The sequence below is a fragment of the Mangrovibacter phragmitis genome (assembly GCF_040429585.1).
Taxonomy (GTDB): Bacteria; Pseudomonadota; Gammaproteobacteria; order Enterobacterales; family Enterobacteriaceae; genus Mangrovibacter; species Mangrovibacter phragmitis.
Genome location: NZ_CP134782.1, coordinates 2,531,073 through 2,556,086, shown reverse-complemented (window position 1 = coordinate 2,556,086; position 25,014 = coordinate 2,531,073). Strand labels below are relative to the sequence as shown.

23 protein-coding genes and 2 pseudogenes are annotated in these 25,014 nt (G+C 47.7%); 14 read left to right on the top strand and 11 right to left on the bottom strand.

The window, feature by feature from the left end:
* Positions 1-1,610: 1,610 nt before the first annotated feature.
* The 8 genes from MPHASIOC01_RS12335 (at position 1,611) to mglC (ending at position 10,818) form a co-directional block, all read left to right on the top strand.
* Positions 1,611-2,678 (top strand): FecCD family ABC transporter permease, encoded by a 1,068-nt coding sequence (locus tag MPHASIOC01_RS12335; protein WP_369938657.1) that lies wholly within the window; start codon positions 1,611-1,613, stop codon positions 2,676-2,678.
* Positions 2,675-3,463, top strand: coding sequence for an ABC transporter ATP-binding protein (locus tag MPHASIOC01_RS12330; protein WP_156518982.1), 789 nt, complete (start codon positions 2,675-2,677; stop codon positions 3,461-3,463). The genes MPHASIOC01_RS12335 and MPHASIOC01_RS12330 overlap by 4 nt, the downstream gene beginning before the upstream one ends.
* A 291-nt stretch (positions 3,464-3,754) precedes the next feature.
* A complete protein-coding gene (folE, locus tag MPHASIOC01_RS12325) occupies positions 3,755-4,423 on the top strand; it encodes a GTP cyclohydrolase I FolE (RefSeq protein ID WP_064595033.1) in 669 nt (222 codons plus the stop codon).
* A gap of 23 nt (positions 4,424-4,446) precedes the next feature.
* A complete protein-coding gene (gene yeiB / locus MPHASIOC01_RS12320) occupies positions 4,447-5,604 on the top strand; it encodes a DUF418 domain-containing protein YeiB (protein ID WP_064595031.1) in 1,158 nt (385 codons plus the stop codon).
* Positions 5,605-5,758: 154 nt separating this feature from the next.
* Entirely contained in the window at positions 5,759-6,760 is a 1,002-nt protein-coding gene (gene galS / locus MPHASIOC01_RS12315; protein ID WP_064595029.1) for an HTH-type transcriptional regulator GalS, read from the top strand.
* Between the two features lie 308 nt (positions 6,761-7,068).
* Positions 7,069-8,064 carry a galactose/glucose ABC transporter substrate-binding protein MglB gene (gene mglB, locus MPHASIOC01_RS12310; protein ID WP_064595026.1) on the top strand — a complete coding sequence of 332 codons (996 nt, stop codon included), beginning with the start codon at positions 7,069-7,071 and terminating at the stop codon, positions 8,062-8,064.
* Positions 8,065-8,271: 207 nt separating this feature from the next.
* A complete protein-coding gene (gene mglA / locus MPHASIOC01_RS12305; protein ID WP_064595024.1) occupies positions 8,272-9,792 on the top strand; it encodes a galactose/methyl galactoside ABC transporter ATP-binding protein MglA in 1,521 nt (506 codons plus the stop codon).
* Positions 9,793-9,807: 15 nt separating this feature from the next.
* Complete coding sequence (mglC, locus tag MPHASIOC01_RS12300; protein ID WP_064595022.1) at positions 9,808-10,818, top strand: galactose/methyl galactoside ABC transporter permease MglC; 1,011 nt, start codon at positions 9,808-9,810, stop codon at positions 10,816-10,818.
* A 116-nt stretch (positions 10,819-10,934) separates the two neighbouring features.
* Here the strand turns inward: mglC and sanA are convergent, their stop codons facing one another.
* From sanA to MPHASIOC01_RS12275, 5 genes are all read right to left on the bottom strand, one after another.
* A complete protein-coding gene (sanA, locus tag MPHASIOC01_RS12295) occupies positions 10,935-11,681 on the bottom strand; it encodes an outer membrane permeability protein SanA (protein WP_064595020.1) in 747 nt (248 codons plus the stop codon).
* 115 nt (positions 11,682-11,796) lie between these two features.
* Positions 11,797-12,681, bottom strand: a complete 885-nt coding sequence (cdd, locus tag MPHASIOC01_RS12290; protein WP_353614746.1) for a cytidine deaminase — start codon at positions 12,679-12,681, stop codon at positions 11,797-11,799.
* A 130-nt stretch (positions 12,682-12,811) separates the two neighbouring features.
* The gene (locus tag MPHASIOC01_RS12285; RefSeq protein WP_353614745.1) at positions 12,812-13,504 is read right to left on the bottom strand and encodes a CidB/LrgB family autolysis modulator; all 693 of its coding nucleotides are present in this window, start codon (positions 13,502-13,504) and stop codon (positions 12,812-12,814) included.
* The gene (locus MPHASIOC01_RS12280; protein ID WP_064595014.1) at positions 13,501-13,902 is read right to left on the bottom strand and encodes a CidA/LrgA family protein; all 402 of its coding nucleotides are present in this window, start codon (positions 13,900-13,902) and stop codon (positions 13,501-13,503) included. The genes MPHASIOC01_RS12285 and MPHASIOC01_RS12280 overlap by 4 nt, the downstream gene beginning before the upstream one ends.
* A gap of 200 nt (positions 13,903-14,102) precedes the next feature.
* Positions 14,103-15,008 carry a LysR family transcriptional regulator gene (locus tag MPHASIOC01_RS12275; RefSeq protein WP_064595013.1) on the bottom strand — a complete coding sequence of 302 codons (906 nt, stop codon included), beginning with the start codon at positions 15,006-15,008 and terminating at the stop codon, positions 14,103-14,105.
* Positions 15,009-15,160: 152 nt separating this feature from the next.
* Between MPHASIOC01_RS12275 and MPHASIOC01_RS12270 the strand changes: the two genes are divergently transcribed.
* The 3 genes from MPHASIOC01_RS12270 to MPHASIOC01_RS12260 all read left to right on the top strand — a co-directional run bounded on the left by MPHASIOC01_RS12270 (position 15,161) and on the right by MPHASIOC01_RS12260 (position 17,205).
* Positions 15,161-16,216, top strand: coding sequence for an aldo/keto reductase (locus tag MPHASIOC01_RS12270; RefSeq protein WP_064595011.1), 1,056 nt, complete (start codon positions 15,161-15,163; stop codon positions 16,214-16,216).
* A gap of 60 nt (positions 16,217-16,276) precedes the next feature.
* Complete coding sequence (locus tag MPHASIOC01_RS12265; protein WP_064595009.1) at positions 16,277-16,567, top strand: DUF1330 domain-containing protein; 291 nt, start codon at positions 16,277-16,279, stop codon at positions 16,565-16,567.
* 284 nt (positions 16,568-16,851) lie between these two features.
* The gene (locus tag MPHASIOC01_RS12260) at positions 16,852-17,205 is read left to right on the top strand and encodes a cation transporter (protein WP_353614744.1); all 354 of its coding nucleotides are present in this window, start codon (positions 16,852-16,854) and stop codon (positions 17,203-17,205) included.
* Between the two features lie 163 nt (positions 17,206-17,368).
* Here MPHASIOC01_RS12260 and MPHASIOC01_RS12255 read toward each other — a convergent pair whose 3' ends face one another.
* Positions 17,369-17,875: an ATP-binding protein gene (locus MPHASIOC01_RS12255; protein ID WP_353614743.1), complete on the bottom strand. Its 507-nt coding sequence runs from the start codon at positions 17,873-17,875 to the stop codon at positions 17,369-17,371.
* 277 nt (positions 17,876-18,152) lie between these two features.
* Here MPHASIOC01_RS12255 and MPHASIOC01_RS12250 point away from each other — a divergent pair.
* Positions 18,153-19,240, top strand: a protein-coding gene (locus MPHASIOC01_RS12250; protein WP_353614742.1) for an IS3 family transposase whose coding sequence is annotated in 2 segments (ribosomal slippage) — positions 18,153-18,405 and positions 18,405-19,240 — 1,089 coding nt in all. Because the reading frame shifts where the segments join, the coding sequence is not laid out codon by codon here.
* Positions 19,241-19,296: 56 nt separating this feature from the next.
* Here MPHASIOC01_RS12250 and MPHASIOC01_RS12245 read toward each other — a convergent pair.
* Genes MPHASIOC01_RS12245 through MPHASIOC01_RS12235 form a run of 3 tightly spaced genes read right to left on the bottom strand, consistent with a single transcriptional unit; the run spans position 19,297 to position 21,812 of the window.
* On the bottom strand, positions 19,297-19,689 hold the full coding sequence (locus tag MPHASIOC01_RS12245) for a hypothetical protein (RefSeq protein WP_231889149.1): 393 nt from the start codon (positions 19,687-19,689) through the stop codon (positions 19,297-19,299).
* A complete protein-coding gene (locus MPHASIOC01_RS12240; RefSeq protein WP_064594998.1) occupies positions 19,686-21,089 on the bottom strand; it encodes a PAAR domain-containing protein in 1,404 nt (467 codons plus the stop codon). Before MPHASIOC01_RS12240 ends, MPHASIOC01_RS12245 begins: the two co-directional genes overlap by 4 nt.
* 9 nt (positions 21,090-21,098) lie before the next feature.
* Entirely contained in the window at positions 21,099-21,812 is a 714-nt protein-coding gene (locus MPHASIOC01_RS12235; protein ID WP_353614741.1) for a hypothetical protein, read from the bottom strand.
* Between the two features lie 829 nt (positions 21,813-22,641).
* Between MPHASIOC01_RS12235 and MPHASIOC01_RS12230 the strand changes: the two are divergent.
* A pseudogene (locus MPHASIOC01_RS12230) lies at positions 22,642-22,851 on the top strand (transposase); the annotation flags it as partial.
* Here MPHASIOC01_RS12230 and MPHASIOC01_RS12225 read toward each other — a convergent pair.
* A pseudogene (locus MPHASIOC01_RS12225) lies at positions 22,842-23,471 on the bottom strand (helix-turn-helix domain-containing protein); the annotation flags it as partial. The pseudogenes MPHASIOC01_RS12230 and MPHASIOC01_RS12225 sit on opposite strands and share 10 nt — an antisense overlap.
* Before the next feature lie 166 nt (positions 23,472-23,637).
* A complete protein-coding gene (locus MPHASIOC01_RS12220; protein WP_064594993.1) occupies positions 23,638-23,910 on the bottom strand; it encodes a hypothetical protein in 273 nt (90 codons plus the stop codon).
* A 163-nt stretch (positions 23,911-24,073) separates the two neighbouring features.
* Here MPHASIOC01_RS12220 and dusC point away from each other — a divergent pair, with 163 nt between their 5' ends.
* Positions 24,074-25,006 (top strand): tRNA dihydrouridine(16) synthase DusC, encoded by a 933-nt coding sequence (gene dusC, locus MPHASIOC01_RS12215; RefSeq protein WP_353614740.1) that lies wholly within the window; start codon positions 24,074-24,076, stop codon positions 25,004-25,006.
* Positions 25,007-25,014: the final 8 nt, after the last annotated feature.

Here is a 25,014-nt window from a genome sequence, read left to right as displayed (position 1 = left end):
AGATTCCGTTCACCTGAAGTTAAGTGGTTAATGTGGCTGCACAACCAGTGAACGGGCTAAAGGGGGCTCGCCCCCTTTGCAATCCCCGTTTTCGCGGGCGACCGGTGCTGCGCACTGCGTTCACCTCCGGGCAGTCAGCCTGCGGCCGGCTCGACTCGGCATCCATGCCTCGTTTCGCCTTATTCCGCCGTCCGGGCGGAATAACCTTGTCTTCCTTTCTGCGGTTCACCGGTCTTACGCGACACAACCCTCGCTGCAAGTAGCGGGGTTTTTTTGTGTTGTCTGGTGTGGTTGTGGGATTTGTGCCTGGTATGTCTTTGTGTGTTTTTGCTGCGGCTTCTGGCTTACAAACAGGTGGGTTTGGGTGGCCTCTAAATCGTTGAGGCGTGCCTGGCGGGCCGGGGCTGCCTGCAGGACGCAGGCAGAGCGACGGGAGGCAGGAAGCCGACCCGGAGCGGTACCCGAACAGGCCGCCGGGGTAAGCCGAATGTCCGCGAAGCGGCGATTTTGCTGGCCACAAAAGGGGGTGCAGGGGGCCAGTGCCCCCTGCGGGCGCCGGGCGCAGTGGGTGAGAGGAAGCAGTGTGGCTGACACGGCGCGCAATTTGCTCAGTACTGGCAGATTACTGTTACTGCGGTGACTGTTTCGTTCACTTGCAGTGTGGCTGTTTCCGTTCACCTGGACTGATGTGAAAGTTCCGTTCACCTGAAGTTAAGTGGTTAATGTGGCTGCACAACCAGTGAACGGGCTAAAGGGGGCTCGCCCCCTTTGCAATCCCCGTTTTCGCGGGCGACCGGTGCTGCGCACTGCGTTCACCTCCGGGCAGTCAGCCTGCGGCCGGCTCGACTCGGCATCCATGCCTCGTTTCGCCTTATTCCGCCGTCCGGGCGGAATAACCTTGTCTTCCTTTCTGCGGTTCACCGGTCTTACGCGAACTGTCCCCGCTGCAAGTAGCTGTTTTTTTTGTGGTGCTGAGTGGCTGGAGGATTTGTGCCCGGTATGTCTTTATTTATTTTTTGCTGCTGACTTACAAACGGGTGGGTTTGGGTGGCCTCTAAATCGTTGAGGCGTGCCTGGCGGGCCGTGCCCCCTGCGGGCGCCGGGTGATGGTGGTGAGAGAAAACAGTGTGGCTGGCACGGTGCGCAATTTGCTCTGTGCTGGCAGAGGGGGCAGCGCAACTGCTGTAATTTTGTTCCCGGTCAGGGAAAACTTACACACTATGTGTTGTTTTTACATGTATACGTTGATTTATAACGGCTGCGCGTGTAAAAAATGAAGTTTTTCTAACTATAGAATTGATAAGAATTATCATTTGCCTTATCGTTGGCGCTCGATATATGCCCGTGGCCATATTTATTTTTGCCTGGTGGTCTCGCAGTGAGCCTTTGTTTACAGCAAGACATCGTACAGACACCTACGGACGTACCCTGGACAGTGCCTGTCCTGGTTTCAACATTCTGTTTCGTTGTAGCTGGCGTGTGGCCAGCGTGAATAGTTGTTGCCTGTGCAGGCGTTTAACCTGAGAACCTGATGGCATGAGCCAGAGGGAAATTAATGATTAGCATGACGCCGTAAAGGTTTAGATGTAATGAGTGTAACCTCCGAATCAATGTCACAATCAACATCGCAATCATCATCTGCCAATAACGTGATGGGCCGTTACCAGAAGGTGTTGTACCACCGTTACTGGTTACTTGGCGTGATTGTTCTTGCCATTCTCGCGTCGCTGTTGCTGGATTTTACTCTTGGCCCTTCAGGTTTATCGCTGGGTACGTTGTGGCATACGCTGATTGACCCGTCCAGTGCTAACCCGGGAACCCGGGTGATAGTCTGGGATATCCGTCTGCCTTATGCACTTATGGCGGTAATGGTGGGTATGGCGCTGGGCCTCGCCGGGGCGGAGATGCAGACCATTCTCAATAACCCGCTTGCCAGCCCGTTTACTCTCGGTGTCTCTTCTGCTGCGGCATTTGGTGCCGCACTGGCTATTGTCCTGGGTATTGGTATACCCGGCGTGCCTGACCAGTGGTTTATCTCGGCTAATGCTTTTGTTTTCGCGTTAATCGCAGCCTTGCTGCTTGATGCCATCACCCGCTGGACACAAGTTGCGACATCAGGTGTGGTGCTGTTTGGGATTGCGCTGGTGTTTACCTTTAATGCGCTGGTTTCTATGTTGCAGTTTGTTGCCAGCGAAGATACGTTGCAGGGACTGGTTTTCTGGACCATGGGCAGCCTGGCCAGAGCCTCCTGGGACAAACTGGGTGTGCTGGCGCTGGCATTTGCAGTTATTTTGCCACTTTCGATGATGAGCTCATGGAAACTCACCGCACTGCGCCTGGGAGAAGACCGTGCAGTCAGCTTCGGTATCGATGTACGCCGCCTGCGCCTGGCAACCTTACTGCGTATCAGTATCCTGTCTGCGCTATCTGTGGCGTTTGTGGGCCCGATTGGGTTTATCGGCCTTGTCGCGCCACATATTGCCCGCCTGACATTTGGTGAAGACCACCGTTTTTACTTGCCGGGTAGTGTGTTGATTGGCGCGCTGGTGTTGTCGATGGCATCTGTTGCTTCCAAGAATATCATTCCTGGCGTCATCATCCCGGTGGGGATCGTGACATCTCTGGTAGGGGTGCCTTTCTTCCTGAGTATTATTCTGCGCCACCGGGGGAGCGTATAATGAGTGGTTTAGTTATTCGCAATTTTCATGCCGGTTACCCGAAACGCCAGATTATCAGCGATCTGAATGTTGGGCCGTTACCCCGTGGGAAAATCACTGTGTTACTTGGCCCCAATGGCTGTGGTAAATCCACGCTGATGCGTTCGCTGGCCGGTCTGAATAAAGCGCAGGGCCAGTTAGAGCTGGACGGTGAAGACCTGATGGCGCTGCCTTTTGCGAAACGGGCAGAGAAAGTAGTTTATTTACCGCAAAGTTTACCTGCGGGCGTTCACCTGCACGTTCTGGAATCAATAATTGTTGCGCAGCGTGCGTCTGGCGGCCATGCCAATGCATCTCATGAGCAGGAAGTAATGAACCTGCTCGATCAACTGGGCATTTCACATCTGGCAATGAGCTACCTGGACCAACTTTCTGGTGGGCAAAAGCAACTGGTTGGTTTGGCACAGTCACTGATCCGCCGCCCGGAATTATTGTTGCTTGATGAACCGCTCAGTGCACTTGATCTTAATTACCAGTTCCACGTAATGGATTTGGTAGCCCGTGAAACCCGCAAGCGCAATATGATAACGGTAGTCGTGGTGCATGATATTAATATTGCCCTGCGCCATGGCGAACATGTGCTGATGCTGAAAAACGGCAACCTGGTTGCCAGCGGGGAACCGGCAACAGTGATTACGGCTGAGAGCCTGGCGGAAGTCTATGGAGTAAAAGGGCGTATTGAGCGCTGCTCGCGTGGCACACCTCAGGTGGTTATCGACGGCCTGACTACCTCACTGGAAGTGTAACCCTTTTGGTTATTGTGCAGATATGAGCCTGGTAATCAGCCTGAAGCCAGCGCTTGCGCTGGCTTTATTATTACGCGGGTTCTGACATTTGAATATGGATACAGGCAGTGCAATATCCATTTTTCTTTCATTCCGCCAGCCAATAACGGCATTGTTTTTTCTGGTGCATGGCTACACCTATTTCAACAATAATCCTTTATGGTACTGGATTAAACATGCGCAGTGCCGCAAAATGAGCACAAACTTTACCCCACGCAGGGTAAGGAATGAGACACCTGCAGGAGAAATTTGATGCCATCACTCAGTAAAGAAGCCGCCCAGGTCCACGATGCTCTGGTTGCCAGAGGACTGGAAACACCGTTACGCCAACCTGCCGAGCAACTGGATAACGAAACTCGCAAAGCACGCATTGCCGAACATATGGCAGGCATCATGCAACTCATGAATCTGGATTTGAGTGATGACAGCCTGATGGAAACGCCACATCGCATTGCCAAAATGTATGTTGATGAGATCTTTTCTGGTCTGGATTACGCTAATTTCCCTAAAATCACTGTCATTGAAAATAAAATGAAAGTGGATGAAATGGTGACAGTACGTGATATTACGCTCACCAGTACCTGTGAACACCATTTCGTTACTATTGATGGCAAAGCTACCGTCGCTTATATTCCAAAAGATGCGGTGATTGGTTTGTCAAAAATTAACCGTATAGTGCAGTTCTTTGCTCAGCGGCCACAGGTTCAGGAACGTCTGACTCAGCAAATATTAGTAGCACTGCAAACTTTGTTGGGAACAAGTAATGTCGCTGTATCCATCGATGCTGTGCATTATTGTGTAAAAGCACGCGGTATTCGCGATGCAACCAGCGCGACCACCACCACATCGTTGGGCGGGTTATTCAAATCGAGCCAGAATACCCGGCAGGAGTTTTTACGCGCAGTGCGTCACCATAACTGAATTTAACTGCCAGGCAGGATGCAATGGAAAGAAACCTTACGCTCGATTTTATTCGCGGCGTTGCCATTCTGGGCATCCTGCTTCTCAATATAGTGGCTTTTGGTTTACCCAAGGCCGCTTATCTTAATCCCGCCTGGTCAGGCAGTGTTTCATTAAGTGATGCCTGGACATGGGCCATACTCGATCTTTTCGCCCAGGTTAAATTCCTTACGCTATTTGCCTTGTTGTTTGGCGCAGGGCTGCAAATGTTGTTGCCGCGTGGTAAACGCTGGATCCAGTCGCGGCTGACTTTGCTGGTCATGCTGGGGTTTTGCCATGCAGTATTTTTATGGGATGGCGATATTCTTCTGGCTTACGGACTGGTTGGGCTGGTGTGCTGGAGAATGATTCGCGACGCCAGTGGTGTTAAGGCGCTGTTTAATACTGGCATTGTGCTCTATTTAATTGGTCTGGGTGTATTGCTGGTTCTTGGGTTGATTTCTGGTGATCACACCAGCCGTTCCTGGGTGCCAGAAGCCGCTCCCCTGCAATATGAGGCCTACTGGAAATTAAAAGGTGGGATGGAAGCTGTTGATAACCGCCTGAGTTTGTTGTCCTCAAATCTACTGGCCATTGGCGCACAATATGGCTGGCAACTGGCGGGAATGATGCTGCTGGGGGCTGCACTGATGCGCAGTGGCTGGTTACGTGGGCGCTTCAGCCAGTCTCATTACCGGCGTACCGGTGTCATTCTGGTGGGGCTGGGGTTGTTAATTAATGCGCCTGCTGTGTATGCACAATGGTATTTAGGCTGGCAGTACCGGTGGTGCGCATTTTTGTTACAGTCGCCGCGGGAATTAAGCGCCCCACTGCAGTCCATTGGTTATGCCGCACTTATCTTTGGCTACTGGCGCACAATGGCTTCCTGGCGTATCACAATAGCTATCGCCTGTGTTGGGCGAATGGCTCTGACGAATTACCTGCTGCAAACAGTTATTTGTACTACCCTGTTTGAACGGGCAGGGCTGTTTATGCATTTCAGCCGGTTACAACTGCTGGCCTTTGTGCCTGCGGTGTGGCTGGTTAACCTTGTGTTGTCAGTTTGCTGGTTACACTTTTTTCGTCAGGGGCCGCTGGAGTGGTTGTGGCGCAAATTGACCGCTCTGGCTACCGGTTCACCTGCTTCATCTACAACCAGATAACGATCCAGATCACAATCATTAACATATCTGCTGTAACCGCTTTCATCCCTGTGATTTTCCTCACGCTGCGTTAACCCGCTCGCTGACAAAATAACCGCCACGCTGCAGGTAACGCGGCGACAACAATTTAAAAACCTCTGCCTGGATGATTTGCATGGTCACGATTCGCGATGTAGCCCGTTACGCGGGTGTTTCCGTTGCCACAGTTTCACGCGTTCTCAATAACAGTGCGCTGGTGAGCCCTGATACCCGTGATGCAGTCATGAAAGCAGTGACGCAACTTGGCTACAGGCCAAATGCCAACGCACAGGCACTGGCAACTCAGGTCAGTGATACCATTGGTGTGGTGGTCATGGATGTTTCTGACCCGTTTTTTGGTGCACTGGTTAAAGCTGTGGATGGTGTTGCCCAGGCGCATAACAAATATGTGTTGGTGGGTAACAGTTACCATGAAGCAGAGAAAGAACGGCACGCAATTGAAGTATTAATCCGCCAGCGCTGCAATGCGCTGATCGTTCATGCTAAAGCGTTATCTGACCAGGAAATGGCATTGTTTATGGAACAAGTGCCGGGCATGGTGTTGATTAACCGAATTTTACCTGGTTATGAGCACCGTTGTGTCGGCCTGGATAACGTATCCGGTGCATTAATGGCGACCCGAATGCTGATAGCGCAGGGGCATGAGCGTATTGGTTATCTTAGTTCCAGCCACGGCATTGACGACGATACACAACGCCGCCAGGGCTGGGCTATGGCGCTGGAAGAACAAGGGATTTCCGCACGGGAAAATTGGGTTGCCCGTGGTACCCCCGATTTACAGGGAGGGGAAGCGGCCATGGTGGAACTCCTTGGCAGCAACCAACAATTGAGTGCGATTTTTGCTTATAACGACAGTATGGCCGCCGGGGCGATGACAGCCCTGAAAGATAATGGCTTTCATATTCCGCAACAGGTATCCGTGATTGGTTTTGATGACATTCCCGTCGCACGCTATACCGACCCTCAACTCACTACGGTTCGTTACCCTATTGCTTCTATGGCCCGTACAGCAACTGAACTGGCACTACGCGGCGCTGCGGGCACACTTGACCAGTCAGAAACCCACTGCTTTATGCCAACACTGGTTCGCCGTCATTCTGTTTCACCCAGCCAGTAAAGTGTGTGCCAGATCACTTCTTTTATAAAGAGTTTGATGTAACCGGTTTCAATCTGTGAGTAAATTCACAGTAACTTAACATTCCGGTTACTATTATGGCGGTGTTTTAGAGGGTGAAACATAATGTAACTGCGGATGGGTGGTTACGGTATAAAAGCCCTCTGAGCGCTCATAAAAATGCAGTAACGGAATGTTATATCACATGGATGCGTTAACTTTTTCCCGAAAAGTCGGCGTGATGTAACATTTTGATTACAAATATCCCGCCTGACTGATTTTTATCGTTACCCTGCAAAACCGGAGATACCATGAATAAGAAGGTGCTTACTCTGTCAGCTGTAATGGCAAGCATGTTGTTTGGCGCAGCTGCGCACGCAGCAACCCGTATTGGCGTCACCATCTACAAATATGATGATAACTTTATGTCAGAAGTTCGCAAAGCAATTGAAAAGGATGGCAAGGATGCGCCTGATGTTCAGTTGCTGATGAACGACTCGCAGAACGACCAGTCTAAACAGAATGACCAGATTGATGTCTTGCTGGCGAAAGGCGTAAAAGCGCTGGCAATTAACCTGGTTGACCCGGCAGCCGCAGGTACTGTGATCATGAAAGCCCGTTCGCAGAATGTGCCGATTGTTTTCTTTAACAAGGAACCTTCACGTAAGGCGCTGGACAGCTATGACAAAGCCTATTATGTAGGGACTGACTCAAAAGAAGCCGGCGTTATTCAGGGCGAACTGATCGCCAAGCACTGGGCGGCGAACCCATCCTGGGATCTGAACAAAGATGGCGTGATTCAGTATGTATTGCTTAAAGGTGAGCCAGGGCATCCGGATGCTGAAGCACGTACTACTTATGTGGTGAAAACCCTGCATGATAAAGGCCTGAAAACACAGCAGCTGGCACTGGATACTGCAATGTGGGATACCGCGCAGGCAAAAGACAAAATGGATGCCTGGTTATCTGGCCCAAATGCCAATAAGATTGAAGTGGTTATTGCGAACAACGATGCGATGGCCATGGGGGCTATCGAAGCGCTCAAAGCTCACAATAAGTCATCAATTCCGGTCTTTGGTGTGGATGCATTACCAGAAGCGATGGCGCTGATTAAATCCGGCGCGATGGCAGGTACCGTGCTGAACGATGCCAACAACCAGGCGAAAGCGACCTTTGATTTAGCCCGTAACCTGGCTGAAGGTAAAGCACCTGCCGCTGGCACCAGTTGGAAGATTGTCGATAAAATTGTTCGTGTTCCTTATGTTGGCGTAGATAAAGATAACTTATCGAAATTTGAAGGTAAGTAATTTTATTTCGATATTGTTTGCCCTGAATAGTCCGGCTACCGAAGTACGGCGTGACTTGTAAGGGGAATAACAGGTGCAGGTAAAATACTGCACCTGTTATTACAACATAATGAGCAACAAATACTTTACTCAAAATAATTACCAGTAAACCAGATTGAGCTAAATCTGATACTGTGATTATTCGTGGGATGTAGCCAGGTGATGACTATGGTCAGCAATAACATACAGCCGTCAGGTGAGTTTTTGTTAGAAATGTCTAACATTAATAAATCATTTCCTGGCGTTAAAGCGCTGGATAATGTGAACCTGAAAGTTCGCCCTCACTCTATTCATGCTCTGATGGGAGAGAATGGTGCAGGGAAATCAACATTATTAAAATGCCTGTTTGGTATTTACAAGAAGGACAGTGGAAGTATTCTTTTTCAAGGGAAAGAAATTGAATTTCATTCCGCAAAAGAAGCTCTGGAAAATGGGATTTCTATGGTTCACCAGGAGTTGAACCTGGTGTCACAACGCTCAGTCATGGACAATATGTGGCTGGGGCGTTATCCCACCAAAGGTATTTTTGTCGATCAGGATAAAATGTACCAGGATACCAAAGCGATTTTTGAAGAACTGGATATTGATATTGACCCCAAAGCACGGGTGGGTACGTTATCTGTTTCGCAAATGCAAATGATCGAAATCGCCAAGGCATTTTCCTATGATGCTAAAATTGTCATTATGGACGAGCCTACTTCGTCGCTGACAGAAAAAGAAGTTAACCACCTGTTTACCATTATTCGTAAGCTGAAAGAGCGCGGGTGCGGAATTGTTTATATCTCTCATAAGATGGAAGAAATTTTCCAGCTATGTGATGAGATAACCATCCTGCGTGATGGGCAGTGGATTGCCACTCAGTCCCTTGAAGGGCTGGATATGGATAAAATCATTGCCATGATGGTGGGGCGTTCTTTAAGCCAACGTTTCCCTGAACGTGAAAACTCACCGGGCGAAGTGATTTTGGAAGTTCGCAATTTGACCTCCTTGCGTCAGCCTTCAATTCGCGATATTTCTTTTGATCTACATCAGGGTGAAATTCTGGGTATTGCGGGGTTGGTAGGTGCAAAACGTACCGATATTGTCGAAACATTATTTGGTATTCGTGAGAAGTCATCCGGGACCATTAAGTTACATGGCAAGCCCATTAATAACCATACTGCGAATGAAGCTATTAATAATGGTTTTGCGCTGGTGACCGAAGAACGCCGCTCAACCGGTATTTATGCGTATCTGGATATTGGTTTTAACTCGCTTATTTCCAATATTAAACGCTACAAAAATAAAGTTGGTTTATTGGATAATTCACGCATGAAAAGTGATACCCAATGGGTAATCGATGCCATGCGGGTTAAAACTCCCGGCCATAAAACCCAAATTGGCTCGTTGTCTGGGGGTAACCAACAAAAAGTAATTATCGGCCGTTGGTTGTTGACTCAACCTGAAATATTGATGCTGGATGAACCGACGCGTGGAATTGATGTCGGGGCTAAGTTTGAAATCTACCAGCTAATAGCTGAACTGGCGAAAAAAGGAAAGGGAATAATTATTATTTCCTCCGAAATGCCGGAGTTACTGGGAATAACCGACAGAATTCTGGTTATGAGCAATGGGCTCGTTTCCGGCATTGTTGACACTAAAACCGCCACGCAGAACGAAATATTGCGTCTTGCGTCTTTGCATCTTTAATCTCAGGGGCTTCTCATGAGTGCGTTAAATAAGAAAAGCTTGTTTACTTACCTGAAAGACGGCGGTATTTACGTCGTACTGTTTGTCTTACTGGCTATCATTATTTTCCAGGATCCAACTTTTTTAAGCTTGCTCAACCTGAGTAATATTCTGACTCAGTCATCGGTGCGTATTATCATTGCACTGGGTGTGGCAGGGTTGATTGTCACCCAGGGAACTGACTTGTCAGCCGGGCGTCAGGTTGGTCTGGCGGCAGTGATTGCGGCCACATTGCTTCAGTCCATGGGGAACGTCAACAAGGTTTTCCCACACATGGAAACCATGTCTATTCCAATGGTTATCCTGATTGTGTGTGTCATAGGTGCGGTGATTGGCCTGGTGAACGGGATTATCATTGCTTACCTTAATGTGACCCCGTTTATCACCACTCTGGGTACGATGATTATCGTCTACGGGATCAACTCCCTGTATTACGATTTTGTCGGTGCATCACCTATTTCTGGGTTTGCACAAAAATTCTCCACCTTCACGCAGGGGTTTGTACAAATGGGCTCGTTCCGGTTGTCGTACATTACCTTCTACGCGGTGATAGCCAGTATTTTTGTCTGGATCCTGTGGAACAAAACACGCTTTGGTAAAAACATTTTTGCCATCGGCGGCAACCCTGAAGCGGCGAAAGTATCCGGGGTGAATGTTGGCCTGAACCTGTTGATGATCTACGCCTTATCTGGTGTGTTTTACGCCTTTGGTGGGATGCTGGAAGCCGGGCGTATTGGTTCGGCAACCAACAACCTGGGCTTTATGTACGAACTGGACGCCATCGCGGCTTGTGTGGTGGGAGGGGTCTCGTTCAGTGGCGGTGTTGGAACCGTGATTGGTGTGGTAACCGGGGTAATCATCTTTACTGTGATTAACTACGGTCTGACCTATATCGGTATCAACCCATACTGGCAGTACATTATTAAAGGCAGCATCATTATCTTTGCTGTGGCGCTGGATTCACTGAAATACACCCGCAAAAAATAAGTTGTTTCTGCAGACTAAAACCGTGCCGGATACACCGGTGCGGTTTTTTTTGCCTGGTTGCTGGTGGACGGGTTAGGGGAGGAAAAACCTGAACAGGTCAGTGAAGCTGCCTTACTCTACGGTGTGTCAGCCGCTTTCTTTTCTGGCCCACTGGTTTTCTTTTGCAGTTCAAGCAATTGCTCGGGCGTCACCGCAGGGTAGCCCTGATTGTCATCGGAAACAACATGTGCCGCAGGAATGGGCACTAATGGCCCCAGGAAATGCGGTTCACGTTTAAAAATAAACAAATCGGCCAGTGCGCCCAGCCGGGCACCGAACTCCCTGAAGCGAACCGACCACATATTTTTCGGAGAAGGAACCGCATAGCACTGTGCCTGAATTCCCATATGCAGCGCAATAAACAATGCGCGCTCGCAGTGAAAACGCTGGGTGATAATAATAAAATCGTTGGTATCAAATACTTTGCGGGTACGCACTATGGAATCCAGTGTCCGAAACCCTGCGTAATCCAGCACGATATCCGCCGGATCCACCCCTGCGGCAATTAAGTCTTTGCGCATGGTCATCGGTTCGTTATAGCTGGTTAATGCGTTGTCGCCACTTAACAACAGGTAGTTTACTTTACCACTGTTGTAAGCATTGAGTGCACCCTGAATACGGTAGCGGTAATACTGGTTAATAACGCCGGTACGGTAATACTTGGCCGTACCCAGCACCACCCCCACCTGGCGGTAAGGCAGGTCCTGGATTTCATCATATACGTAGGGAGCTGTCTGCCAGCTTATCCAGCGATCGAGGGCAAGCGCCGTTATCAGCATTAACCCTGTCAGGACTAACAGACTGTATAACAGACGCTTAAACATAATTAGTAACGCTCGGCTTGCGATTAAAGTGCTTTCAAGGCTACTTGACCACCCCGTGAAGAGCAAGCTGTCGCCGCCTGATTGCAGTTATTTTAAGCACGGGTTGCTCGCATTATCAGGCTAATGTTACGCTGGTTATCTTCTGGCAGCCCAGAGTATTCAGCAGTGAGACAGTACTGTCATGGTGGCTTATCTGCCCATTGGTACGCTCCGCTATTGCTGCGCAAGCGATATCTTCAGCTCCGTAGCCACGCAAGCGTAACAGGTTCAGGGCGACCTGCAATGGAGGTAGAGAGGGGTTAAATGCTGCGTTCTCGGCATAGCTTCCGGCGAAGATATTGCCGTCATGGGTTTGCAATGCTACCCCGCCAGGAGACTGACTATAAGGGCAATGGCTGCGATTGGCCGCACAGATGGCAGCTTGTTCCAGTGCCGGTCCTTTAACCGGGAACCCATGGTTCTCGTTATCCAGCAGAAGCGTAGTGATAGCGAGATCTTTCGGCCCAAAGGCATCCGGCAAGTAATGACCCAGTTTTGCTGGTGCTCGTTCTGGTAAATGAATTTCCAGCGACAACCCACTATTGAGTTCATTCATAAACTGGCGGCAGTGCCCACAAGGTGTATAGTTGACGGTTATCCCGGTTAAGGTCTGCTCACCACCCATCCAGGCATGGCTTATGGCGCTTTGTTCAGCATGAATGGTTTGTTGCATGCAACTGCCAGGAAACTCCATATTTGCCCCAAACCACAGTGCTCCACTGGCACCCTGAACGATCGCACCTACATTGAAATGCGAAATACCTGTCCAGGCGCAGGCTGCTGCTAAAGGCAACAATGCAAAGGCCAGGGCGTTCTTATCCATACCGGTTTGTTGTTGCAGGTGCTGTGTTTGCTCCGGAGTCAACATGGCTGGAAAGGCGCTATCGTCCAAAATAGATTGCAGGGAAGCACGAAGAGTTACAGGCAGAGCTTCAAAGGCTGAAACAAAACGGGGATGCATAACATGATGCCTTGTATCAGGTTAATGGAACCGTAGTGTACGGTTCTCACTAATCTGAATATGTGATCTAACTCTAATTATTAATGCAACTTGCTAATGGTGTTGCGTATTTTCGAGATTGTGCGCAAATTTACCTTAAAACCGCCAGAATAACCGGAAAGAGAAACGGAGCAACCAACGAGGTGATAATCCCGCAGATAACCAGTGCCAGTGAGCTGAATGCGCCTTCCTGAAAATCCAGTTCGGCGCAGCGTGCTGTGCCTAACGCATGGGAAGCTGTTCCCATGGAGAGCCCACGGGAAGCTTTGGTGGTAATGTGCATGGCATTCAACAGGGTGTGACCAAAAACTGCACCTAAAATACCGACATAGATAACACACACCGCGCTGATTGCCGGCAGCCCGCCAATACTTCCGCCAACTGCCATCGCAATAGGGGTGGTGACAGATTTAGGCAATATAGAGGCTGCGATTTGCGGCGTGGCACCCATTAATAGTGCAATGCTGGTGCCGGTTATCATTGCCACCATGCTGCCAATAAAGCAGATAGAAATAATGGATTTCCAGCGGGCGCGAATTTGGTGAAGCTGCTCGTATAGTGGAAATGCCAGCGCTACGACAGCCGGTTGCAGCCAGTCGTTCAGCATTTTGCTGCCCTGAAAATAGTGCTGGTATTTGATTCCCGTGAGCAGAAGAAACGGAATAATCACCACCATGGAAACCAGCAGAGGGTTCAGCAGTGGCGTTTTAACCACAGTGCCAAGCTTGCGTGCTGCAAAGAAAACCACCAGAGTTAGTGGCAATGACCACCAAATATCACTCATTTCTCTTTAACCTCTTTCTGGCCAACAACTTTACGTTCTCCGTGAACCAGGTGAGAGGTCCAACTGACAACGACCAGAACAACGATTGTGCTGATAGTACATGACACCACGATGGGGCCGAACTGGGTACGCAGCAAGTCGAAATACTGCATGACACCCACCCCAATGGGTACGAACAGCAATGCCATGTAACGAATGAATAAGTGGCAGCCAGGCTTTACCCACTGGGCAGGCAGGATTTGTAATGAGAGCAGCAGGAACAGCAACAGCATGCCAATAATCGAGCCTGGAATTGTAATAGGAAGCAGTGTGGCAATAAACTGCCCGGCATACAGGCAGGCATAAATAAAGAAGAAAGCCCGGCAATATTGCCAGATGATAAGCAATGTATGGCGCATTTAAGTAACCCCTGAATGAATGCATTCATCATACAATTAAAAAAGCTTTTGTGCTATGGATCACACCATGAATTCCCGTTATAGCAACAATGCCTTTTTAGTATGGCTGATACCGGTTGATACCATAGGCGATTAATGCAATCCAGTGTGGTAACGGGTTGTAAACCCGGTGCGCGTACTGCCTCTCACAGTCAGGCGGATTAAGTAAAGTAGGGTGCCAGGATACTTTCAAGCCAGCGAATGAAAGTTCGCACGCGCGGAGAAAGGTTGCGCCTGTGCGCCACAACAACGAAAGCGGTGAGGGGTTCAGGAGGCTTGTCCGGAAGTATTTCCACTAATGCCCCACATTCAATATAAGGAGCCAATGCTGAATACCCTGCCTGAATCAGTCCAATCCCTGCCAGCCCTGCTTCATGATAAGTTTGTACACTATTGACTTGAACAGCTCCTGGTAGCGCAAGCAAGGCATAACCTTCACCATTCGGGTATTCCCAGCCAGTTGGTTTGGAGCCCAGTGAGCGTGTGTAGTGGACTATTTGATGACCTTGTTCAACCAGGTCCTTCAGTGTGTGCGGGGTACCAAAACGTTTCAGGTAGGATGGACTTGCAGCATTGATCATGCGTAGTTGTCCCAGTTTTCGGGCAACCAGCGTTTCATCCATTATGGGGCCAAGACGGATAACGCAATCAAAGCCTTCCTGAACAAGGTTGACACTGCGATCAGTGCTGGATAGCTCGAGTTCGACTGCCGGGTGCGCCGACAGAAATTCCGGTAAAGCCGGTATTACAATACTTTTCGCCAGTTCCGTTGGCATATCAATACGTAATTTACCGCGTACAGGTGCGCCGTTTGAGGCAAACATGTTCTGTAATTCTTCTGCCTCAGCCAATAAGTCCAGTGCACGGGAATAAAATAGCCGTCCATCTTCTGTCAACTGCACACTGCGGGTGGTCCGGTGCAACAGTGCAACACCCACGCTTTGTTCCAGTTCACGAATGACCGCAGAAACCCGCCCTTTCTGTGTTCCAGTGCTTTCAGCTGCGCGGGTGAAACTCGCCATTTCCACCACTTTAGTAAACAAAAGCAGCGCGTTCAGATTTTTCATTGTTCCCCTTTTTGGAAACAGTTAGTTTAAATTTCAATCGTTTATACATTTATTTTAACTCAATAGACTTGTGCTTCAAGTTCTCAGTACAGGTAACACCGTGGAGGCATGCCTGTCACTGGGATTATCGGGATGGTTAACCGGGAGGCACAATGAAATATAAGCAACTGGGGCGAACGGGGATATTTGTCTCTGAACTGTGTCTGGGCACCATGACATTGGGGGGAAATGCTGATGCTGGTATATGGGCGGGAATTGGAACTATTGGGCAAAAGGACGCAAGCAGACTGATTGAACAGGCGTTGGTTGCGGGTATCAATTTTATCGATACAGCTGATATTTACTCTTATGGTGAGTCAGAGCGGCTGATTGGTCAGTCATTGAACGATCTTGGGGTAAAACGCAGTGAGATTATCCTCGCGACAAAAACCGGGGGCTTGATGGGGAACCATCCGAATGATCAGGGAGCATCTCGTGGTCATATTATGGATTCTGTTCAAAGAAGCCTGGAGAGGCTTCAGACTGATTATATCGATCTCTATCAAATTCACGCCAGTGATCCGCTGACACCTGTTGAAGAGACACTGCGCGCACTGGACGATCTTACCCGCCAGGGACTGATTCGCTATGTCGGGGTTTCAAACTGGGCGTCAGGCAAAATCGGCAAAGCCCTGGGACTGAGTGAGGCACTTCACGCCACACGCTTTGAAACTTTGCAGGCTTATTACTCTATCGCAGGAAGGGATATTGAACGCGAGCTGATTCCGCTGGTGGCTGAAGAACGGTTGGGTCTGCTCGTCTGGTCGCCTCTTGCCGGAGGTTTATTATCTGGCAAGTATGCCCCGAATACTTCAGCCAGTGGAAAGGGCAGACGTAGCCATTTTGATTTTCCGCCGGTTGCGCAGGATAGCGTCTGGCGCTGCATTGACCAAATGCGGGCGATTGCTGAAACCCGCAACGCCACGGTGAGCCAGGTAGCACTGGCATGGGTACTGTCAAGACCACATGTTACCAGTGTCATCCTCGGGGTTAAACGAATTGAACAACTCCTGGATAACCTCGGGGCAACAAAAATTGAACTCACTGAGGACGAACTTCGCCAGCTTAATAATGTAAGCGCGTTACCGCCTTACTACCCGGGGTGGATGATTGAACACCAGGATGCCAGCCGGTTTCCTGAGCCTTTTCATTCCGTTACACCAACCTAATCTCATTTCACGTTACGATTTGTGGAATAAAAAACAACGAGTTAACAGGAAACAGATATCATGCCAAAAGGTTATTTAATTGCTCATGTCACCATATCTGACCCGCAAGCATACGAAGAATATGCAAAAGCTGCGGGTCAGGCGATGAAAGATTTTAATCCGAAAATTATTGCGTGGTCCGGTCAGTATCAAAATCTTGAAGGTGAGGGCCACGAGAAGCATGTCATTTTTGAGTTTGACTCTTTTGTTGAAGCAAAACGCTTTTATTACAGCCCCGAATATCAGGCGGCGAAAGTACTTCGTACCCATGCGGCAACGGGTACGCTGGTACTGGTTGAAGGAAGTGAATAAATGCTGGCAGGATGTATGGCAAGCAGGAGCGCAGCATGCCCCTGGTGTTTGTGGGCGATGGCTTTGAGGCTGTACGTCTGGCTGTAATTGTAATCAAACGGTTGTGCATTACGAACCTGTGCTGTGTCAGGACGGCACAGGTTTTGTCATCATCTGCTATGTGTGATAATAGCCATACACTTGTATACTGGCGGCATTGGTTAACCGCGTTTTTTGGTGTAAGCCCATGTGCTTCAGGCCGGGGGCATCCCAGCGTGTGGGCTTAAATAACGCAAGAGGTATAAATGAGCAGTATTACTCACCAGTCTGGTGCTAATGATGTTAACCGGGTCACCCGTAAATTGAAGCTTTCCGGTGTGAGCGAAGATCAGGCCGACGCACTGGTTAGTGAAATCCGGCAATTAGCGGGTATGGAAACAGTGGAATACTCGTCAGCCTCTGCAAGCTTAACTTTTGTTTATGATGCCGCGCAATGCAGTGTGGATGCGGTAGAAAAGGTGCTTGACCGTCTTGGCGCTCAGTTTGCCGCCAGTGCATGGAACCGGGTGAAAATGGGGTATTTTCGCTTTACCGATAAGAATATAAAAGACAACGCAGCACACCGGCCTCATTGCTGCAATAAAATCCCGCGCCGGTAATCTCCGGCCTTAAATAAAGCGCATTTCTTTATTTTGTCAACGAGGCGCAAGTGGCGCTATTAAAAGCGAGTTGCACGAATGATGATACCAGTCCGCTTTGTGTCAGGTATTGTCATTCGAATCTAAAGCCGCCAGCGGGGCAGCTTAGAAACAGACAAGAAATTTATTTGTATTCAATAACATCAAATCCTTCGTCAGGTGCTGGCGCAGAGAAATAACTCGTTATGACCTCAAATTGTTGGTCTGTAGCTGCAAAATCGTGCGTACCTTCTTCGTTACGGGCGCGTAATCGGGCTTTACATACTTCATCAGACACTCTCAGAAAATGCAGGAGATGACTGGCACCTGATTCCTTAATGATACTCATCATCCATTCGCGGTTTGTTCGCGTGTTTGCCGGGAAATCCAGAACTACTGATAAACCCGCTTTGAGCAATGACACCAGGTGGGGTTTCATGGCGCCTTTTAGCTTTAGCGAACACTGCACATAATCCGCCACTGAATACAACGCATCTGAATAGAGTGCAGCAAGCCATTGATCCTCAGATACAATTATGGTTCCCGGCGCGTTACCGAGTTTCGCTGATAATGTGGATTTACCTGATGCTATCTTCCCACATACAAGATGCAGAGTGGGTTTTCCTAATCTTGTTACTGTATCGGTGCCCATTGTGTACCTCACTGGATTATTGCCGGTAAGGTCCGCCTTACCGGCGGGAAAATGGCGAATGTTATCCCACCTGAATCAGACAGGTGATAATAATCATTGAATAGAATAATACAGAGTGTGTTTTCATCATGATTCAAGTTAACAGGTGCTATATGCAAAAACAGCACTTTTTTCAACGCTACAATGAATGTCCGCTTCACGCCCTGAGGTAATCCCCCCGAAAAACTGGTGTGTTTATAAGTAGAATTTTCTCGTAATCTGAACCGGGGAGATCTCTATGAAAAAGTCACGTTTTACCGACAGCCAGATCATGTCCATTCTGAAGCAAGCTGAGTCCGGAACTCCGGTGGCTGAACTATGTCGTGAACATGGCATGAGCAATGCCAGTTTCTATAAGTGGCGTTCGCGTTTTGGCGGGATGGATGCCTCCATGATGACCCGTCTGAAAGAACTGGAAGATGAAAACCGCCGCCTCAAAAAAATGTATGCGGAGGAGCGCCTCAAAGCCGAAATCATTCAGGAAGCCATGGCAAAAAAGTGGTGAAGCCATCGAGTCGAAAGCAGATGGCGCAGGATGCAGTCAGGAGCCGGAATATCAGCATAAGTTTTGCCTGCCAGTTGTTTGTTGTCAGCGAAAGTTGCTATCGCTATCAGCCTCAACTGAATGAGGAAAATGAGGTCATTGCCGACTGGCTGCTCCGCATCACTGGCAGTCAGCGCAACTGGGGGTTTGGTCTGTGCTTTTTGTACCTGCGCAACGTAAAAGGCTTCCGCTTCAACCACAAAAGGGTGTACCGAATTTACTGTGAACTGTCGCTGAACATGCGAATAAAGCCGAAAAAAAGACTGAAACGGGATAAACCTGAACCGCTGACGGTGCCAGAAAGTCGCAACGAATGCTGGTCGATGGACTTCATGCATGATCAGCTATCAGATGGTCGCTCCGTCCGTTTACTGAATGTCATTGATGACTTTAATCGTGAAGCACTGGCGATTGAAGTGGATTTTTCCCTGCCAGAAAATCGTGTAGTGAAGACTCTCGAGCAACTCATTGAATGGAAAGGTAAACCGGCAGAAATACGATGCGATAACGGGCCAGAATATACCAGCAAGGTACTGATGTCATGGGCAGCTAAGCAGAATATAACGCTTCGTTTTATTCAGCCTGGCAAACCTCAACAGAATGCCTGGATTGAGCGATATAACCGGACGGTACGTTATGACTGGCTGGGCCAGCACCTGTTTAACTCACTGGACGAATTGCAGGGCTATGCCACGCAGTGGCAATGGTTTTATAATCATGAACGTCCGAATATGGCACTGAATGGCTTCACGCCGATGCAGCATATTCAACGCATGGCCTGATTCTACTTATCACCTCCGTTAAAAATGGGGGGATTACCATAAGAGCTACTTTTTAGTTAATTTGATTGCATTTTAAGGATGATCAATAAGCTAATAAAACTTATCAACCCTATAATCAAAGCTGTGTATTTTATATAGAACCAAGAGATCTCATTAGTCTTTAGATTTTTAAAGAATGAAATTTCTTCTTCTTTCAGTGTCCTTTTTGTTGCTGGGAACTTAGGGAAGATAAGAGCGCTCATAAGAAAAGATTCCTTATACCCCCAAAAGAAAAAACTACCACCTTTACCAACAGTCATAGAAAAAGGCGTATACCCAAACTGTTTTTTGAACTTATCAGCAATGAGATCGAATTTACGCTCTGTAAATTTACCATAGATAAGATAAAATGCTAGTGAAGCTACAAATGTTGCAGCTAAGCATAATATGATCATGTCTATCGATTTCATTTCGAACCTTCGATAACATTATAAAGAGTGCTTCCTACTTTTTCTCCACCCCAACCGCCAGCCTCACCCCCTACGTAACCTAATGTGCCACCTGCTATAACAGCACATGCTAAACCACCTACGCCAGCAGTTCCAACACCAATAGCTATACATAGTGGAACAGCTATACCACCTGCAAGGATACCTCCACCAGTACCACCAACAAAGCTACTTATTTCAGTATATTTTTTCTGCGTACATTCAGCTTCTCGACCAACAGAACAAGCCTCATTTATTTCATTCATTGAGTGAAGGGCACTAAAACCTATTCCCACATAACCAGTGTATCGCATTGCTTTAACATATTTAGCGGATCGTTCTAAGTGAGTTGCATAACCTTCAATATCCTTGATCCCTGTTTCATTCCATTTATGAGTAATAGAACTAGTAGACAGGCCAAGAGCATTTTTTATTTTAGTGTATTCACCAAATTTCATAGCTTTATTAAGGAAGCCTACTTTTAATTCTCGATCAAGTTCCTTAAACAGTTGAGCACGTTTTACATAGAACTGCTCACCAATCAAAGCACCTCTTGTCATATAGGTGTTTTTATATGTTTCTTGAATCTCTTTGAGAATCCTTTCTATGTTCTCGAAATACTTTCCTACTGGATCAGCAGCAAGGCCAATTCCTTTATCAGCGATGCTAGAGAAGTTAGCTATAGTTGCATAGTGGGTATGCAGAAAGTTAGCTTCTTTATGAGTAAGAGGCTCTAACGCTGTATCAATGCGTTGTTTGGCTGCTTGCATATGAGCGATCTGATCACTGTCTTGTTTCTCTGGATCAACAAGAAGCATGATAGAACCCGCTTTATATTCCTTACTATCTCCATTCAAAGAACGATAAAGTTCTTTTGTCCCTGCTGGTGAACTACCTTCAAATAAGAATCTTTCATAAGCTCCAGTTTCAGCACCATAAGGCAGGACACAAAAACCAGCATCTACTGGTTCACGTTTCTTTTGATGAGGCTTTTTAGCTGTCTGAGCATGTTGTATAGGTTCTTCTACTTTATCTGGTACGGGAGCTACCAAAGGAGCAGGGGCAGCGGCAACTACAGTAGTAGCCTTAGCTGCTTTCTTTTCCTCGACCCAATAGGAAGCATTTGGAAACGAAGAAATGAAATTTGCGTTACAGGGGCAGGTACTACGACTATGCAAAGTACCTGCTGCTGAAACTCCGTGAATTGTGTAAGTAGGAATGCCACCCGCTATATGATAAGTTTTCCCATCTTTGCCACATGATACAGAATCACCATTTCTCGCAGTCGCAATCCCTCCAAAGCTGTGATTTGGGGAGCCTGAAAGTATGGTTCCGCCACATGTTGTCTTGTCACCTATACGTAAAAAATGACCAGTTGCCATATATTATCCTTAATGAAGATTGTTAGCTGGTTTAGTTCCGTGAATAGCTGATGAAGACACGATCCACATCTGTTTTTCTATTGAGTATGTGCTAACACAGAATTGGGATTTGGAACCCGCAACAGGAGTTCTGGTTACTTGTGCAGATTCTACAGCGTGATGAGCATGTTCTTTGATGTAATCGAAAGGCTGCGCATTGACAACTTCGATATATTCACAATAGCTTGTAAATTCTTCGTGCCAATAGTCATTTATATACTCAAAATTAGATGTGCCAAAATTGAGAATTACTTTATTATTTACAGGGTCTAATCCTTCGCTGATAGGGAATGAATCAGGGAATTGCAGGCTATGATAAAGATCAGTATAGAATTCAAGATTTCTGAAATCGTCTATTGAGTATCCAAATACAATCATGACATTGTATTCTTCTTTCTGATGGGCTTTCATTGAAATCATCATTTCAGTGATGTTTAAATCAGAAAGTGGATAAACTTTCCATTCTGAATGTGTATCACTCTGATTTAGCACTTCTGCCGCTATTGCTGCATCCAGAACAGAGGTATAAAGGGCTACCCCCTGAAAGTCTCGATCACCAACCCACTGAGTTTCTAACCACTTAGCACCATCATGATTGATTGTCATACGGGCTACTGACCAAAGCAGCGTAGGGCTTATGTAGTCGTGTGATGCTGGTGCGTAGAAATGAATTTTTTCTGTCATAACTTCCCTTTACTTATGATGTTTATTTGAGCATACATTCTCACATAAATTTCAGGGGTTTGTATAGTCTATGAGCTATCCACATACCAGATCACTTCAACTTGTGCATACCCGACACTAACGATCTTAACAGTTGCTTCTGACTTGGACATACATTTAGTTTTGACTTCTCCACCACCTAAAAGAAGTGGATTCTTCTTTCAACATGCTTTCACTAATGAAGAAAAATTGGTAGTTTGTTATCCCACTACGGTCACTCCAGAACCTAACACTGCTTGCCCTGCGGCTATTTTTATTATCACTTTATTTTCGTGATAGTTAATATATGCAATTTTTATTTTAAGAAAATAAAATTTACCTCATCATTCAGTACGAATTTATTTTTTTTGCTTTCCATTCTTTTTGGAAAATATATTTACCTTATGAGCTAACGCTCATATACTGCCACACGGCTACGCCTTGAACCTGACATTAATATATTTTATCGTTATGGGTAATTTTTAATGTTTGATAACAAAAACCAAAGATCAGAGCAGGAACTCTTTACCATTAAATTAAATAACAACCCCATGTCAGAACATTGCACTCCATCTCCGACATATGCATTTACTCTTATTGAATATATAGAAAGACTATACTTTCAGTAGCAGCACGTCATGATTGTTTTGGACAATCATATTACTGGAATAGGGCTTCCCCCTGTTAATAGTGAGTTTTTTCAGTAATAATTTTTATATAAAATTACTGCCTACAATGAGTTATATGATCCTCCCCACCATTAGTGGACACGCAACTAAGTGAGTAAACTCTCAACCAGAGGTGATTACTCATGACAAAACCAGCATCAACCAGCAAAACGGCCCGTAAACAGTACACGCCCGAATTCCGCGATGAAGCCCTGAAACTCGCTGAACGCATCGGTGTTGCTGCCGCCGCCCGTGAACTCAGCCTGTATGAATCCTGGCTCTACAACTGGCGCAGTAAACAACAGCAACAGATGACCTCCTCAGTACGCGAGAATGAACTGGCGGCCGCAGTAATCGGTGTTTTGGTGACGTAAAGCTTACAGTGAGCCACTTTCGAGTACGTATCAACGAACGTCTGCTGATAAATACGCCCGACACCTTTCAGGTTGCCTACATAGAACGTGCCCTGCGAACCCAGATATCCCGGATGAGCAGTTTCGATTTCTCCGCAGGCTTCGTCATCACTGGCTTTACGCTCCAGTGCTGCGATCTGGCTGTCGGTCAGTTCAATGCCATCACGGGCCACTTTTTCTTCCAGTGCTTTCAGCCGTTTCTTGAAATTCTCAAGGTTATGGCGTAACCAGATAGAACGGACACCACTGCCGGAGATAAAAACGCCGTGTTTACGCAGCTCGTTGCTGGTCCTGTGCTGTCCGTGTGCCGGGAAAGCGACGGCGTAATCAACAACAGCCTGTTCAGTTGCCTCATCGGCACGGTTCTTGAGGCTAGGTGCGCGGCGACTACGATTAATCAGCGCATCCACACCGCCTTCATCGGCCAGTTCGCGGTAACGATAAAACGTATCACGCGAAACGTCCATGATTTTGCAGGCTTTCGATACGTTACTGGGTTCTTCAGCCAGATTGAGTAAACCGGCTTTGTGTTTGATGACGGGATTAGTAGTATGAAGCATGAGAGTTACCTCGTGTTTTGTATAAGGATTCGACACCCATATCAAAACCGGTAACTCTCAACCTTTTAAGGCCGAACGCCAGATAAAGCTGCGCCTGATACAATTAACCTCATGTTAAAATACCCGTATTCATACTGTTAATCTACCGGAATTCAACAGAATGGGTTTACTTCCTGAAAGAATAGGGGAATATGTGCACCATATTCGAGGCCAGTGGATATACCCCCAAACCGCGGGTCGTGTTTTTTAGTTTATCTAAAGTTGCACCCTCCTCAGGCATTTTACCTCCCCACACTATCACACCTTCAGGTACATCGATGGGACGACTTTTGTTCTCATCGGTTATTTCAATTGTTTCACCATTGCTGAGCGTGATAATCAACGATGACACTTCCAGATGCTGTATTTCCCCATTTTCATTTTTAGCGCCTATTTTCATGAAACCTCTCAGGTATGTTATCTGTTCTGGAGTCGCAAAAGGACAGTATTAATTACTCTTTCAAAGAAACAACTCAGCCAGGTGTTAACGAAGCGCATTTCCGGTTTGTCACCCACCAGGTGTCAGGCTAACATAGCGCCTCTTTGGCTGGGTGGATGATACTATGCGCGTTTTACTGGCACCAATGGAAGGGGTTCTTGATGCACTGGTGCGGGAACTGCTTACGGAGGTGAATGATTATGATCTATGCATCACGGAGTTTTTACGTGTGGTGGATAGTTGCCTGCCAGTAAAATCATTCCAGCGCATTTGCCCGGAACTGGCTAACCAGAGCCGTACACCTTCTGGCACCCGGGTGCGTATTCAGTTGCTCGGGCAGTACCCGCAATGGCTGGCTGAAAATGCGGCGCGCGCTGTTGAACTGGGCTCCTGGGGCGTTGACCTGAATTGCGGATGTCCGTCTAAAGTGGTGAATGGCAGTGGCGGTGGGGCAACGTTGCTACAAGACCCGGAGCTGATTTACCTGGGGGCGAAAGCCATGCGGGAAGCGGTGCCAGCGCACCTGCCAGTCACAGTTAAAGTTCGCCTGGGGTGGGATTCATCGCAACACAGCATAGAAATTGCTGATGCCGTACAACAGGCTGGCGCAACGGAACTGGTGGTGCATGGGCGAACCAAAGAGGATGGCTACCGGGCAGAACGTATAGACTGGGCCGCCATTGGCAGGATTCGTGAACGGCTGCATATTCCGGTTATTGCTAATGGCGAAATACGTGACCAGGCCAGTGCCCTTGCCTGTATGGCTCAAACCGGGTGTGACGCTATTATGGTGGGGCGCTGGGCACTGAATGTACCGAACATTAGCCGTGTGATTAAATACGGGGAGCCCGCCATGCCCTGGCCAGATGTTATCCAGTTACTGAAAAAATACTGCCGTCTGGAAAAGCAGGGCGATACCGGAATGTACCATGTCGCGCGAATCAAACAATGGCTGGGCTATTTGCGGAAAAATTACTCACAGGCCAGTGAATTATTCGCGACCGTGCGCACACTGAACACTTCCGCGGCTATTCGCCAGGCGATTGAACAGTTATAACTTCATCA

Coding starts and splice junctions, on each gene's coding strand:
- MPHASIOC01_RS12335 (WP_369938657.1), top strand. CDS start 1,611: ATGTCACAATCAACATCGCAATCATCATCTGCCAATAACGTGATGGGC.
- folE (WP_064595033.1), top strand. CDS start 3,755: ATGCCATCACTCAGTAAAGAAGCCGCCCAGGTCCACGATGCTCTGGTT.
- yeiB (WP_064595031.1), top strand. CDS start 4,447: ATGGAAAGAAACCTTACGCTCGATTTTATTCGCGGCGTTGCCATTCTG.
- galS (WP_064595029.1), top strand. CDS start 5,759: ATGGTCACGATTCGCGATGTAGCCCGTTACGCGGGTGTTTCCGTTGCC.
- mglB (WP_064595026.1), top strand. CDS start 7,069: ATGAATAAGAAGGTGCTTACTCTGTCAGCTGTAATGGCAAGCATGTTG.
- mglA (WP_064595024.1), top strand. CDS start 8,272: ATGGTCAGCAATAACATACAGCCGTCAGGTGAGTTTTTGTTAGAAATG.
- mglC (WP_064595022.1), top strand. CDS start 9,808: ATGAGTGCGTTAAATAAGAAAAGCTTGTTTACTTACCTGAAAGACGGC.
- sanA (WP_064595020.1), bottom strand. CDS start 11,681: ATGTTTAAGCGTCTGTTATACAGTCTGTTAGTCCTGACAGGGTTAATG.
- cdd (WP_353614746.1), bottom strand. CDS start 12,681: ATGCATCCCCGTTTTGTTTCAGCCTTTGAAGCTCTGCCTGTAACTCTT.
- MPHASIOC01_RS12285 (WP_353614745.1), bottom strand. CDS start 13,504: ATGAGTGATATTTGGTGGTCATTGCCACTAACTCTGGTGGTTTTCTTT.
- MPHASIOC01_RS12280 (WP_064595014.1), bottom strand. CDS start 13,902: ATGCGCCATACATTGCTTATCATCTGGCAATATTGCCGGGCTTTCTTC.
- MPHASIOC01_RS12275 (WP_064595013.1), bottom strand. CDS start 15,008: ATGAAAAATCTGAACGCGCTGCTTTTGTTTACTAAAGTGGTGGAAATG.
- MPHASIOC01_RS12270 (WP_064595011.1), top strand. CDS start 15,161: ATGAAATATAAGCAACTGGGGCGAACGGGGATATTTGTCTCTGAACTG.
- MPHASIOC01_RS12265 (WP_064595009.1), top strand. CDS start 16,277: ATGCCAAAAGGTTATTTAATTGCTCATGTCACCATATCTGACCCGCAA.
- MPHASIOC01_RS12260 (WP_353614744.1), top strand. CDS start 16,852: ATGAGCAGTATTACTCACCAGTCTGGTGCTAATGATGTTAACCGGGTC.
- MPHASIOC01_RS12255 (WP_353614743.1), bottom strand. CDS start 17,875: ATGGGCACCGATACAGTAACAAGATTAGGAAAACCCACTCTGCATCTT.
- MPHASIOC01_RS12245 (WP_231889149.1), bottom strand. CDS start 19,689: ATGAAATCGATAGACATGATCATATTATGCTTAGCTGCAACATTTGTA.
- MPHASIOC01_RS12240 (WP_064594998.1), bottom strand. CDS start 21,089: ATGGCAACTGGTCATTTTTTACGTATAGGTGACAAGACAACATGTGGC.
- MPHASIOC01_RS12235 (WP_353614741.1), bottom strand. CDS start 21,812: ATGACAGAAAAAATTCATTTCTACGCACCAGCATCACACGACTACATA.
- MPHASIOC01_RS12220 (WP_064594993.1), bottom strand. CDS start 23,910: ATGAAAATAGGCGCTAAAAATGAAAATGGGGAAATACAGCATCTGGAA.
- dusC (WP_353614740.1), top strand. CDS start 24,074: ATGCGCGTTTTACTGGCACCAATGGAAGGGGTTCTTGATGCACTGGTG.